The 13229-nt window shown below is 64.3% G+C and carries 12 protein-coding genes; 4 read left to right on the top strand and 8 right to left on the bottom strand.

Going from position 1 to position 13229, the window contains the following annotated elements; genetic code table 11:
- Nucleotides 1-105: 105 nt before the first annotated feature.
- From LAN37_06165 to mdh, 4 genes are all read left to right on the top strand, one after another.
- Complete coding sequence (locus LAN37_06165) at nt 106-537, top strand: nitroreductase family deazaflavin-dependent oxidoreductase (GenBank protein MBZ5646794.1); 432 nt, start codon at nt 106-108, stop codon at nt 535-537.
- Between the two features lie 93 nt (nt 538-630).
- Entirely contained in the window at nt 631-3549 is a 2919-nt protein-coding gene (locus LAN37_06160; GenBank protein ID MBZ5646793.1) for a DUF294 nucleotidyltransferase-like domain-containing protein, read from the top strand.
- 183 nt (nt 3550-3732) lie between these two features.
- Nucleotides 3733-5154: an NADP-dependent isocitrate dehydrogenase gene (locus LAN37_06155; protein MBZ5646792.1), complete on the top strand. Its 1422-nt coding sequence runs from the start codon at nt 3733-3735 to the stop codon at nt 5152-5154.
- 155 nt (nt 5155-5309) lie between these two features.
- Nucleotides 5310-6236: a malate dehydrogenase gene (gene mdh, locus LAN37_06150; protein MBZ5646791.1), complete on the top strand. Its 927-nt coding sequence runs from the start codon at nt 5310-5312 to the stop codon at nt 6234-6236.
- Nucleotides 6237-6330: 94 nt separating this feature from the next.
- Here the strand turns inward: mdh and LAN37_06145 are convergent, their stop codons facing one another.
- From LAN37_06145 to sdhA, 8 genes are all read right to left on the bottom strand, one after another.
- Entirely contained in the window at nt 6331-6639 is a 309-nt protein-coding gene (locus tag LAN37_06145; protein ID MBZ5646790.1) for a pyrimidine dimer DNA glycosylase/endonuclease V, read from the bottom strand.
- A 6-nt stretch (nt 6640-6645) separates the two neighbouring features.
- Nucleotides 6646-7173: a peptidylprolyl isomerase gene (locus LAN37_06140; GenBank protein ID MBZ5646789.1), complete on the bottom strand. Its 528-nt coding sequence runs from the start codon at nt 7171-7173 to the stop codon at nt 6646-6648.
- A 61-nt stretch (nt 7174-7234) separates the two neighbouring features.
- Nucleotides 7235-7996 (bottom strand): peptidylprolyl isomerase, encoded by a 762-nt coding sequence (locus LAN37_06135; protein MBZ5646788.1) that lies wholly within the window; start codon nt 7994-7996, stop codon nt 7235-7237.
- Nucleotides 7997-8057: 61 nt separating this feature from the next.
- Nucleotides 8058-9362 (bottom strand): dipeptidase, encoded by a 1305-nt coding sequence (locus tag LAN37_06130; GenBank protein ID MBZ5646787.1) that lies wholly within the window; start codon nt 9360-9362, stop codon nt 8058-8060.
- Nucleotides 9363-9456: 94 nt separating this feature from the next.
- The gene (locus LAN37_06125; GenBank protein ID MBZ5646786.1) at nt 9457-10080 is read right to left on the bottom strand and encodes a DUF5715 family protein; all 624 of its coding nucleotides are present in this window, start codon (nt 10078-10080) and stop codon (nt 9457-9459) included.
- A gap of 358 nt (nt 10081-10438) precedes the next feature.
- A complete protein-coding gene (gene sdhB / locus LAN37_06120; GenBank protein ID MBZ5646785.1) occupies nt 10439-11191 on the bottom strand; it encodes a succinate dehydrogenase iron-sulfur subunit in 753 nt (250 codons plus the stop codon).
- Between the two features lie 52 nt (nt 11192-11243).
- Nucleotides 11244-11414: a hypothetical protein gene (locus tag LAN37_06115; protein MBZ5646784.1), complete on the bottom strand. Its 171-nt coding sequence runs from the start codon at nt 11412-11414 to the stop codon at nt 11244-11246.
- Nucleotides 11415-11420: 6 nt separating this feature from the next.
- On the bottom strand, nt 11421-13202 hold the full coding sequence (gene sdhA / locus LAN37_06110) for a succinate dehydrogenase flavoprotein subunit (GenBank protein ID MBZ5646783.1): 1782 nt from the start codon (nt 13200-13202) through the stop codon (nt 11421-11423).
- Nucleotides 13203-13229: the final 27 nt, after the last annotated feature.

The raw sequence follows: 13229 nt of genomic DNA, 5'->3' as shown, positions 1-13229 counted from the left end.
GCGGTGAGGAAACTACGGGTCCGGCAAGCGCCGGGCCCTTTTTTCTACTCCTCCTGAGTGCACCCTCTTGCGTATGATTCCGTTGACATCCGAGGAAGAGCTGCCATGAAGCGGCGAGTCGTTCATGCGCTCCAGAAGTACGCGCTCAATCCACCCATCAAGCTGTTGTTCGCGCTGGGATTGGTGCCGCCGGGCTACGCGCTTCTGGAAACCATAGGCCGCAAGAGCGGCCAGCCGCGGCGAACGCCGGTGGGAGACGGCCGGGTGGGCGACCGATTCTGGCTGGTCGCCGAACATGGCATGGAAGCCGGGTACGTGCGCAACATCGCGGCAAAAGCTCGCGTGCGCGTCAAGGTGCGCGAGGGTTTGCGCATGCGCTGGCGGGAGGGTACGGCGTACCTGCTGCCGGAGGATGACCCCCGCGAACGGCAGCGCTGGCTGGCCCGGCAGAATCCCGCCAGGTGGCTTAACGCCATGGCTGTCCGCGGCTTTGGGACCAGCCTGCTCACGATCCGCATCGACTTTGATGCGTCATGACGGCCCGGCGGGTCGCGCCCACGCCAGCCCCAGCAACGCAGGCAGAAGTATTTCCTCTGGGTTCCTCCATGCCCTCTGTGGTTAATTAGAGCCGTGGACCTGGCAGGGGCCGTCTCCCAGATCAGCTTCCGGGACCGAGAGCGGGCGCAACAGACGCTGGCGCAGGTGAGGGAGCGTGTCCCCGCGGGTGTGCGGGAGGCCCTTCCCACGCTGCTGGCCGACTCCCCCGACCCCGATACCGCGCTCAACTGCTTCGAGCGGCTGGCCACGCCGGAGAACTCCGAAGTCCTGCGCGTGCTGGAGCGCAATCGCTTCCTGGTGCACTACGCGGTCGCGGTCTTCGCCTACAGCCCGTGGCTGGGGGAGACGCTGATCCAGAGCCCCGACCTGTTCCATACCCTGGCGCGGGAGAAGAACCTGGACCGATCGCACTCACGCGAGGATTACCGGGAGAGCATCGCGCGCTTCCGGTCGCGCTCGTTCGAGACCGATATCTCGGTGCTGCTGGCGCGCTTCAAGCGGCGGGAGTACGTGCGCATCCTGCTGCGCGACGTGCTGGGGATCGCCGCGCTGGCCGAAACCACGGCGGAGATCTCGGCGCTGTCGGACGTCCTCATCGAGGAGGCGCTGCGCCATGCCGACCAGCAGATGCGCAACCGCTGCGGCGAGCCGCAGCGAATGGACACGCAGGGGCGGGTGGTCGAGGTGCCCTTTGCGGTCCTGTCGCTGGGGAAGCTGGGCGGCAACGAACTGAACTACAGCTCCGACATCGACCTGCTTTTCATTTACGGCGACGGAGAGCCCGCCGAGCCGCGGGAGATCTCCAACCGCGAATATTTCATCCGGTTGGCGCAGCAGGTCACGGAGGTGCTGTCGCGGGTAACGCAGGAAGGCGCGGTCTTCCGCATCGACCTTCGCCTGCGGCCGCAGGGCAGGGAAGGGGAGCCGGCGGTGGCGCTCAGCCATGCTCAGCGTTATTACGCCGAGACCGCGCACGACTGGGAACAGCAGGCCATGATCAAGGTGAGGCACTCGGCGGGGAGCGTGATGCTGGCGCGCGAGTTCATCCGTGGGGTGCAGCCGCACGTCTACAAGCGGGAGTTGAACTTCGCCGCCATCGAAACCGCGATTCATACGCGCGAAAAGATCGGAGCATCACGGCGGAGGAGGGCGGCGCTGCGCCCGGCGGAGAGCACGCTGGACGTGAAGCTGGACCGGGGCGGCATCCGGGACATCGAGTTCCTGGTGCAATGCCTGCAGCGCGTATACGGCGGCGCGGAGCAGTGGCTGCGCTCGGGCGGAACGCTGTTCTCGCTGCAAAAGCTGCACGACAAAGGACACCTCAGCGGCAAGGACTTTCACGAGCTGACGTGGGCGTACGAATTCCTGCGAAGGGTCGAACACCGCTTGCAGGTGCGTCGCGGGCAGCAAGTGCACCGGCTGCCCGCCGCCCCCGACGAGCTGGCGGTGCTCTACCGCACCGTGGGCCCGGACCGGACCGGGCAAGTGGCGGCGTACGGGCTGGTGGAGGCGCTGCGGCAGCGCATGCAGGCGGTGGCGGCGATCTACCAGCGGATCATCCACGCCGCGCAGCAGCACGGCCGGCAGGAGCGCGAGGCAGGGGAGTTCTACTTGTCTCCGAGCGCAGGCGAGAGCGGACGGGAGCAATCGTTCCAGCAGATCCTGGAACGGCTGGCAGCAGACGCGCCGGAACTGCACGACGTGGTCGCCAGCCGCGACCTGACCGCGCGCACGCGGCGCAACCTGCAGCGCTTCCTGAGTTCGGCCTTTACCAGCTCGGAGCGGTACGCGGCCGTCATCCGGCAGCCTGGAGCGGTGGAGCGGGCGATCCGGCTGCTCGCGGTGAGCGATTTCCTGACCGACATCCTGGTGCGACATCCGCAGGAGATCGCGACCGTGGCGGAGATCCCGGAAACGCCGGCCTGGGGGCAGGAGCTGTTCGCCGGCCGCGAACGTCCGCGGGGGCAGGATTCGGTCTTCGACTACATCGCCACCACCAGCGTCCCGCACACGGACAAGCTGGCGCTGCTGCGGCAGCACTACCGCCACCGGGTGTTCACAGCCGGAGTGCGGGACATCATGGAGCACCGCCCGGTGTACGAGTCGCTTTGGGAGATGAGCGAGGTGGCGGACGAAGCGATCCAGGCGTCGTTGGCCATCGCCGGCACGCCAGAAGGATTCGCGGTGCTGGCGCTGGGGCGGCTGGGCACGTGGGAGTTCGACGTGGGATCGGACGCCGACCTGCTGTTCGTGCGCGACGAAACCACCGACCCGGTCCAGGCGCACAAAACGGCGGAGCAGATCGTCGGCGCGCTGGCGGCCTACACCAAGGAGGGCACGATGTTCGCGGTGGACGCTCGCTTGCGTCCCCGTGGGGGCGAGGGCGAGCTGGTGATCACGCCGGCCACGCTGGCCGCCTACTTCGAGCAGGAGGCGCAGGCGTGGGAGGCGCTCACCTTCACCAAGCTGCGCTTCGTGGGAGGCGCGGAGGAGCTGGGAGCGCGGGCGATCTCAGCGGCGGGGCAGCACTTCCCGCGGTTCGTGGCCGATCCGACGTTCCCCGCCGCGGTGCGTGCCATGCGCGCCAAGCTGGAGAAATCCGACGAGCCCGGCAACTTCAAGGTGGCGCCGGGAGGGTTCTACGACATCGATTTCGTCTGCTCCTACCTGACCGTGCTGCATGCGGTGGAGGATGCGGGCGGGAATATCCGGGAGCGACTCTACGCGCTAGCCGAGCACGGGGTTCTGAGCGACGCCGATTGCGCCACGCTGGACCATGCCGCAGAGCTGCTGCGGACGGTGGAGCACGTGATCCGGCTGGTGCAGGGGAAGGCGCGGAAGTCCTTGCCGGGGACCGAACACGGCCGGGAGACGACGGAGTTGCTGGTGGCGCGAATCCTGCGGCGGGACTTCCCGCAGGGGCTGGCCGGTGAGATGGAGCAGGCGTTCCGCGTGGTGCGGGCGGTGTACGACAGGGTGGTGCGCGAGTAAGCGCGCTGCGCGGGTCGGAGACCTGCGCCCACGCCACGCCGTGCGCTGCACGGCTCCGAGTGACCCCAGGTGCGCCGCCTTGTGAGGCATGTCACAAATGGCTGTGACTTTTTGCCTTCCGCAGCTACCCGGGAAATCCCCTATAATCAACCGTCTCTTTAATATCCAGCGGAGGTAGAGCGAATGGCGGCATCATTCAATGGGGTCCCGGTGCCCACCGACGGCACCAAGATCACTTACAGCAACGGCAAGTACACCATCCCCGACAACCCGATCATCCCCTTCATCGAGGGCGACGGCACGGGGCGCGACATCTGGAAGGCGAGCGTGCGCGTGTTCGACGCTGCGGTGAAGAAGGCGTACGGCGGCAAGCGCCGGATCGTATGGTACGAGACCTTCGCCGGCGAGAAGGCCATGGCGAAGTTCAAGACCTGGCTGCCCGACGGAACCGTCGACGCGCTCAAGGAATTCCGCATCAGCATCAAGGGTCCTCTCACCACCCCGGTGGGCGGCGGCATCCGATCGCTGAACGTTGCGCTGCGCCAGATCCTCGACCTCTACGCCTGCGTGCGCCCGGTGAAGTGGCTGGGAGCGCCCAGCCCGGTGAAGCGTCCCGACCGCATGAACGTGGTCATCTACCGCGAGAACACGGAAGACGTTTACGCCGGCATCGAGTGGGAGGAGGGCACACCCGAGGTCAAGAAGCTGATCGACTTCCTGAACAAGGAGATGCTGAAGGGCGGGAAGAAGCAGATCCGCACCGACAGTGGCATCGGCATCAAGCCGATCTCGGTCACCGGCACGAAGCGCCTGGTGCGCCGGGCCATCCAGCACGCCCTGGAGCACGGCCTCAGCAAGGTCACGCTGGTGCACAAGGGCAACATCCAGAAGTTCACCGAGGGCGCGTTCCGGCAGTGGGGCTATGACCTGGCGGTCGAAGAGTTCCGCGACAAGGTGGTCACCGAGCGCGAGAGCTGGATCATCGACAACAAGGACAAGAACCCGAATATCACGATCGAGCAGAACGCCAACCTGGTGGAGCCCGGCTTGGAGTTCGCCACGCCGGAGTTCCGCGAGACCATCTACAAGGAAGTCAGGGCCTGCCTGGATTCGATCTACAAGACGCACGGAAACGGCGTGTGGAAGAAGAAGCTGTTGGTCAACGACCGCATCGCCGATTCGATCTTCCAGCAGGTGGTGACCCGGGCGGACGAATACCAGGTCCTGGCCACCCCGAACCTGAACGGCGACTACATCTCCGACGCGTGCGCGGCGCAGATCGGCGGGCTGGGCATCGCTCCGGGCGCCAACATCGGCGACGGCTACGCCATCTTCGAGGCGACGCACGGAACGGCCCCGAAGTACGCGGACCTGGACGTCATCAACCCCGGCTCGGTCATGCTGTCGGGCGCGATGATGTTCGAGTTCATGGGATGGAAGGAAGTGGCGACACTGATCGAGGAAGGCATCCGCCGCACCATCGAGCAGAAGAAGGTCACGTACGACTTCCATCGTCTGATGGAAGGGGCGACCAAGGTGAAGTGCAGCGAGTTCGGCACCTTCATCATCGAGAATATGGAAGCCAAGGCGGTAGCGGCCGACTAACTTTAGATAACGAACTGAAGTAAGGCATCGGCCCGTCGGAACGGCGGGCCGATGATGTTTGACTCATTCATAACGGCCCATTAAGCGGTACAATCTCCGGTTCGATTCATTCCGGCGGGCGCGCCAGCGTGCCGCACTCAGAAAGGACTCATCCTATGCGTAAGAAGATCACCATCGTAGGCTCGGGGAACGTGGGCGCGACGGCGGCCCACTGGATCGCGTCGAAAGAGCTGGGCAACGTCGTCCTGATCGACATCCTGGAAGGCATCCCCGAAGGCAAGGGCCTGGACCTGCTGGAGGCCATGCCCATCGAGAAAAGAGACTCGTTCGTGCTGGGGACGAACGACTACAAGGACACGGCGAACTCCGACATCGTCGTGATCACCGCCGGCATCCCGCGCAAGCCGGGGATGAGCCGCGACGACCTGCTCAACACCAACTACAAGATCATGCAGGACGTGGTGGGCAAGGTGGTCGCCCAGTCGCCAAACTCGATCCTGATTATCGTGTCCAACCCACTGGATGCGATGGCGCAGGCGGCGTACAAGATCAGCGGGTTCTCACGCAACCGCGTGATCGGGATGGCGGGCGTGCTGGATTCGGCGCGCTTCCGCGCGTTTATCGCCATGGAGCTGAAAGTCTCGGTCGAGAACGTGACTGCCTTCGTACTGGGCGGACACGGCGATACCATGGTGCCGCTGCCGCGGTACTCGACGGTCGCCGGCATCCCCATCACCGAGCTGATGGACAAGGCCACCATCGACCGCCTGGTGCAGCGCACGCGCGACGGCGGCGCCGAGATCGTGAAGTACCTGAAGACCGGTTCGGCGTACTACGCGCCGTCGGCCGCAGTGTGCGAGATGGTCGAGGCCATCCTGAAAGACAAGAAGAAGATCATGCCCTGCGCCGCGTACCTGGAGGGCGAGTACGGGATCAAAGGCCTGTTCGTCGGCGTGCCCTGCAAGTTGGGCGAGCGCGGCATCGAGGACGTCATCGAGATCAAGCTGACGCCGGAAGAGGACGCCGCCCTGAAGAAGAGCGCGGGCGCCGTCGAGGAGCTGGTGCACGTGATCGCGGTGTAGGAAGAAGTACCAAGTACTCAGTACCAAGTACCCAGAAAAACCCGTCCGGAAGGGCGGGTTTTCTGTTGTTTGGAGCAGCTGCGCGAAACCCGCATTAGGCGCGAAAGCAGTCTTGGCAGCGGCGGGCGAGTTCGCGGGCATTGGCAGGACGATCGACCTTGCCGCCCTTGCGGCGGGGAACCGGGCCCAGCGGCGAGTTGTGGCGGTAGCCGCGGCGCAGCATCTCGACGACTAATTCGTCGTGCCGGGAGCGCAGGCTGCCGAGCTCGAGCAGACCTTTTTCCAAGAAGCCGTTGAGGGACTTCCCCAGGCGCAGCGACGCGACCGCCATGTGGATCTCTACGTGCTCCCCCAGCAGATGCTTGCGGCACATCCTGCGGGGCGGGACCATCCACATTCGCATCCGCGGTCAGGCCCGTTCGATCTTCACCGAGTTGACCCTCACCTCGGTGTTGGGGCGGTCCTGGCGGTTGCGCGGGAGGTTGGCGATCTTGTCCACAACATCCTGGCCCTCGACCACCTCGCCGAAGATGGTGTGGTTCCCCGTGAGCCAGTCGGTGGCCGCCACGGTGATGAAGAACTGACTGCCATTGGTGTTGGGCCCGGCATTGGCCATGGCCAACTTGCCCTTCTTGTCGAAGCGGTGGGGCGAGCCCTTGGTCTCGTCTTCGAACTGGTAGCCCGGGCCGCCGAAGCCGGTGCCGGCCGGGTCGCCGCCCTGGATCATGAAGTTGGGGATCACGCGGTGGAAGATGGTGCCGTCGTAAAGGCGGTCGCTCGACTTCTTTTTCGTGACCGGGTGTGTCCACTCGCGCTTGCCTTCGGCGACATCGGTGAAATTCTTGACCGTCTTGGGCGCTTCCTTCTCAAACAGGCGGCAGACGATCTGGCCTTCCGTGGTATCGAAGATGGCGTAGGTTCCGGGCTGGCGTGCCATAGATTTCCTTTCAGTAGCGGTTCGCGGGCCGGGGATCGTGGGCAGCGACTCCCCGGCCGGCTTATTTCTTCGTCGGTGTGGTGGCAGCCGGCTTATCTGCGGGCTTCTTTGCCGCTGTTGATGCTCCCGGCTGCTCGATGGTGATGTGGTTGATCTTCACCGGCTTGAACGGCCGGTCGTTGCGCGGATCACGCGGGGCGCGGGCGATCTTCTTGACCATTTCGACCGTCGCGGCGTCGCACTGGCCGAAGATCGTGTATCCCCATCCCTTGGGCACAGGCTGGCCGCCTCGAGTGCAGCCCTTCGCATCGAGACACGCATCCAATCCCGGGACTGGGACCTCCGTGATAAAGAATTGAGATCCGCTGGTGTTGGGGCCGGAATTCGCATACGCTAGCCGGCCGGCGCGATCGAACTTCAAATCGGGCTTGAGCTCATCCTGCAGCCGGAATCCGATCTCACCGGTGCCGTCCCCGGCGGGGTCGCCCCCCTGGATCATGAAGTTCGGGATCACGCGATGGAAGATCGTGCCGTCGTAGAGCGGAACACCTTTCTTCGGCATGTGCGAGACCGGATTCGTCCAGTCCTTGGTTCCATTCGCCAGGCCGATGAAGCTGGCGACGGCTTGCGGCGCCTGCTTGGGGAAGAGGTCGCAGGCGAGCGTGCCCGCGGTGGTGTCGAAGATGGCCCTGGGATTGCCGGCCGCGGGTGCAGCGGTACCGGCGGAGGGTTTCTTGGTCGCCGTGGCCGCGGGTTTCTGGGCCGCTGTTTGAGCGGCAACAAGGGACGCGCTGAGCAAGAAAGCGATCAAAGTAGTGCGCATGTCGGCTCCTGGAACAAACGAGAGATTATAAACGTCGGCGGCCGATTCGGGCGGCCCCACGTCATCTGTTCTCTCCGGCGCCGAGGGGCTCCTTGCCGAGGGGCGTCTCTTTTTTCAGTTCGCGGCTGACGCGTTCCACCTCGCGAAACACCCTGAGGAAGTTCTCGCCCAGGATGCCGCGGATCTGCTCGGCGGTGTATCCGCGCTTGGCGAGTTCGACTGTGATCTTCGGTAAGTCGGCGGCGGAGTCGATGCCCTGCGGCAGCATGCCGGAAACGCCGTCGAAGTCCGAGCCCAGGCCGACGTGCTGCCAGCCCGCCACTTTGGCGATGTGGTCGATCTGGTCGATCAGCGACTTGAGCGGTGGGCGGGGCAGTTTGGCGGCATACTCGCGGTTGATGTGCTCTTCGACGGTGTACGGCGGAACCTGTCCGTTGTGCGCCCGGCTGTACTCCTCCTGGGCCTTGGCCACGGCCTCCCGGGCTTCGTCGCGGCGGGCCTCGAACAGCTTGCGGAAATCCTCGTCCACGAAAGCGGAGAAGAAGTTCACCATGCAGACGCCTTCGCTGCGGGCCAGGGCGCGAAGCATATCGTCGGTCATGTTGCGTGGGTGGTGGCTGAGAGCGCGGGCGGAGGAGTGCGAGGCGATCACGGGGGCGCGGCTGACCACCAGGGTGCGGTAAAAGGTCCGGTCGGAGACGTGGGAGATGTCCACCAACATGCCCAGGCGGTTCATCTCGCGGATGACGTCGACGCCGAGGTCGGTGATGCCGTTGTGGTGCGGGATTTCCTTGTTCTCGATGTCGCCGGAGGAATCGGCCCAGTCGTTGGTGTTCGACCAGGTCAGCGTCATGTAGCGGACGCCGAGGCGGTAGAAGTCGCGCAGGATGCCGAGGTCGTTCTCGATGGCGTGGCCGCCTTCGATCCCCAGCAAGGCTGCCAGCCGCTTCTTGGGCCCGGTGCGGGCTTTCACGATGTCGTCGGCGGAGAACGCCATCACCATCTCGTTGGGGTGCCTGGCGGCTTGCTGGTATACGGCGTCGATCAGTTGCATCGCGCGGTGGGCGTACTGCCCCTTGTACTTGGGCTCCACCCAGATGGAGAAGAATTCGGCGCCCAGGTTGCCGGCCCTGGCCTTCTCGAGATTCACGTTCACGGCCGGATCGGGCGTGGCCAGGTCGTAATTCTCATCCAGCATGAGCTGGGTGGTGTCGGCGTGGGTGTCGATGACGATGGACGAAGTGTGCAGCGCCAGGGGGTCGAACTTGCTCGCGGCGGGCGGGTCCGGCTTCTTCGGTGGGACCTGGGCCGTGACGCTGACAGCCAGCAGCAGGACGGAGAGGAGTGCGAATCGTTGAGGTCTCATTTGTTGTGGGGAAGCCCGGCCGGATAAAGGTCCTTCGACTTGGGCGCATAGCGCCCCCGCTCAGGATGACACCGTCAAAGTATCGCTAGGGGGCTTACTTGGTCCCTGACTGGTCGGCCATCCGGTTGGCTTCGCGCCAAGCAGTATAGCCGTCGTAGACCATGATGTGGAACACGGGCTGGCGGCGCTCCTCGGCAGCCTCCACCAGGCCGGCCTGCTGGAGCTGGTAGACGTACTCCGAGATCCACTGGCGCTGCTTGCGGGGGAGACCGCGCTTGTTCAAGTCGACGGTCAGGCCGCCCAGGTGAGAGGAGGTGATGTCGCCAGTCTCGGCGGCGGCGTTGCGGTTGCGGCGGCGCAGCTTGTGCTGTTGCTCCACCGTCCGAACCGCCGAATTGACCTGGATCGGCTGGTGGAACTCCTGGAAATAGGCCTGCGAGATATCGTCGAGGAATTCGCGGGTCCAGGGGCGGCAGTAGCGGCGGTTGGCCTCGAGGTTGGGGGCGACGCGCAACGCCTGGCTTTCGTCGATGGGCACCAGGTCCTGGCGGGCGATCAGCTCGTTGAGCTGGTCGTCGTCCATGATGCGTGGCAGGTTGAGCTTGTCGATCTCTTCGTTCTGCCGCAGCATGGACTCATGCGAGCCGCGCAAGAGCGGGTTCCAGCGGACCGGTCGCACGCGCTGCGAACTGCGGTACTTCGTCCGTCGGGCGCTCATGGGGAACGCGGGCGAGGCGAATGTAACCAACAGGACAGCCACCGTTATGTGCCGAATGTGCCGAGTCAAAGCCAAACCTCAAACCACCCGAATTCGCTTGCTTACGTGGGGGGAGTGTACACCAGGGGTGGTGCAAAGCGTCCAGAGGAATCTGCCCCCAAAGGTATGACAAAAGGGTACTGACCGGCCGGTGCGAAGGACGATGGACTGAGGTCATTGCAGGCGTAGTTAAAGCAAGACTTTAAGTGCATTTGTTATCCAGAAAGGCAACCGGACCCGGGCGCCACCGGCCGAACCATCGACCCCGCTGCGCCGCGGCTCGGGACGACGTCGGCGGGCTCGCGCCCGCCAAACGCCGTCACTTCCGGAACAGGTCGCCGAGGGCCTGGAACATCACTTGGCGGCCGACGTCGGAGATGGCGCGGGTCAAGGGGATGTCTTTGGGACAGACCTCGACGCAGTTCTGGGCGTAGCCGCACTCGTGGATGCCGCCGTCGCCCATCAACGCCGCCAGGCGCTCGCGCTTCAGCATGGCGCCGGTGGGGTGCATGTTGAACAGGCGGACCTGGCCGATGGTCGCCGCGCCCACAAATCCCGTGCTCTCGTTGAACTGCGGGCAGGCCTCCATGCAGCAGGTGCAGGAGATGCAGCGCGAATAGGGATAGGCCTCTTCCTGGGTCTCGGGCGACAGCTTGGGGCCGGCGCCGAGGTCGTAGCTGCCGTCGATCGGCACCCAAGCCTTGACCTTCTTGAGGTTCTCGAAGAGCACCTGGCGGTCGACGGCGAGGTCGCGCACGACAGGGAACTTGGAGAACGGCTCGATGGTGATGGGCTTGTCGAGCTGGTCCACCAGCGCGGAGCAGGCCATGCGCGCCTTGCCGTTGATGCGCATGGCGCACGATCCGCACACCTCTTCCAGGCAGTTGGAATCGTAGGTGATGGCGGTGGTCGCCTTGCCCTGGCGGTTGACCGGGTTGGCGGCGATGTCCATGAAGCAGGAAATGACGTTCATCCCTGGCTTCCAGGGCAGCTCGAATTCCTCCCAGTAGGGACTGCTCCCTGGGTCGTTTTGGCGTTTGATCTTTAAGAGGACGGTCTTGTTATTCGCCATATTTTTATGACTTCTTCTTGTTGGTGTTAACACCTAACACCCGGCACAGCATTCAATGACCTGCCGAACCGGTAACTATGAAAAGGACTCCGACTACTATCAGCAACAGGAGCGTGATGCCCGGCACCAGCAGATGCGCGTACAGAGCGTAGGCCAGAAGCAGGATCCCGACCAGTACGTACAGCGCGCGCAGAGGCGGATTGAGGTTGCACACCAGTTGCATGTTCACCTATGCCGCGACGTCATAACGACGTGGCCGCGGCGGGATCAAAGTCGTATCCACCGGCTCGAACTCGAACTTGGGCTCGTCGGCGTCGGGCGCGAACGAAGCCTTGGTCGTTTTCAGAAAGTTCTTATCGTCCCGTTCCGGGAAGTCCGGCTTGTAGTGCGCGCCGCGCGATTCGTCGCGCATAGCCGCACCCTGGGTGATGACCCTCGCCAGCTGCAGCATGTTGTAAAGCTGGCGGGCGAATACGAACGAGGTGTTGGCCCACTGGCTGCGGTCGCTCAGGTTCACGTGGCGGTAGCGCTCCAGCAGCTCGACCAGCTTGGCGTCGGTCTCCTTCAGGTTCTTGTTGTAGCGGATGACCGTCGCGTTCTTGGTCATGGTGTCGCCCAACTCGCGCCACAGGCGGAACGGGTTCTCGTTGCCCTGGTTGTTCATAAGCCGGGCATTGATCTCTTGCTGCCGCTTCTTCTCCGCTTCGAAGTGGCCGCTGCCCTTGGCGTCGGCCAGGTTCTTGGCGTACTTGACGGCGGTCGGTCCGGAAACGAATCCGCCGAAGATGCAGGAGACCAACGAGTTCGCGCCCAGGCGGTTCGCGCCATGGATGCTGTAGTCGCATTCTCCCGCGGCGTAGACACCCTGAATGTTGGTCTGCTGGTTGAAGTCCACCCACAGGCCGCCCATGGTGTAGTGCACGCCCGGGAAGATCTTCATGGGGACGTCGCGCGGGTCATCGCCGACGAATTTTTCGTAGATCTCGAGAATGCCTTCCAGCTTCTTGTCGAGGATCTTGCGGTCGATGTGCGTCAGGTCGAGGTAGACCATCGGCTGGCCGTCAACGCCGAGGTTGTTTTCGTATACGACCTTATGGATGGCGCGGGTGGCGACATCGCGGGGCACCAGGTTGCCGTACTTCGGATACCACTCTTCGAGGAAGTACCAGCGCTCGTTCTCCGGGATGGATTTCGGGTCACGGTTGTCCCCGGGTTTCTTGGGGACCCAAACGCGCCCGCCCTCGCCGCGCGCCGATTCCGACATCAGCCGCAGCTTGTCTTCGCCAGGAACGCAGGTCGGGTGGACCTGAATGAATTCTCCATTGCCGTAGTAAGCGCCCTGCTGGTAGAGGGCGGACTGCGCGGATCCGGTGCAGACAACGGAATTGGTGGACTTGCCGAAAATGGCTCCTACGCCGCCGGTGCAGATGATGATGGCGTCAGCCGGGAAGGTGCGGACCTCCATCGTCCGCAGGTCCATGGCGCAGATCCCGCGGCAGATGCGCTGCCCGTCGAGCACAGCGGAAAGGAATTCCCATCCTTCATACTTCTGGACTTTGCCTTCCGCCTCGAACCGCCGCACCTGCTCGTCGAGCGCGTACAGGAGCTGCTGGCCGGTGGTGGCGCCGGCGAACGCGGTGCGATTGAAGAGCGTGCCGCCGAAGCGCCGGAAATCGAGCACCCCCTCGGGCGTACGGTTGAAGGTCACACCCATGCGGTCCAGCAGGTCGATGATGCCGGGCGCCATCTCGCACATGGCTTTGACCGGCGGCTGGTTGGCCAGGAAATCACCGCCGTAGATGGTGTCGTCGGTGTGGATCCAGGTGGAGTCGCCTTCGCCCTTCAGGTTCTTGGCCGCGTTGATGCCGCCCTGGGCACAGACCGAGTGCGAGCGCTTGACCGGCACGATGGAGAACAGATCCACGTGCGCGCCCATCTCGGCGATCTTGATGACCGCCGACAGGCCGGCGAGCCCGCCGCCTACCACGATGATATTGGGAATCTTCGCCATGTATGAATGCTTCCGGGAGAAGCCCCG

This window comes from Terriglobia bacterium (genome assembly GCA_020073495.1).
GTDB lineage: Bacteria > Acidobacteriota > Terriglobia > Terriglobales > Acidobacteriaceae > JAIQFD01.
This window is presented reverse-complemented; position numbering and strand designations above follow the sequence as displayed.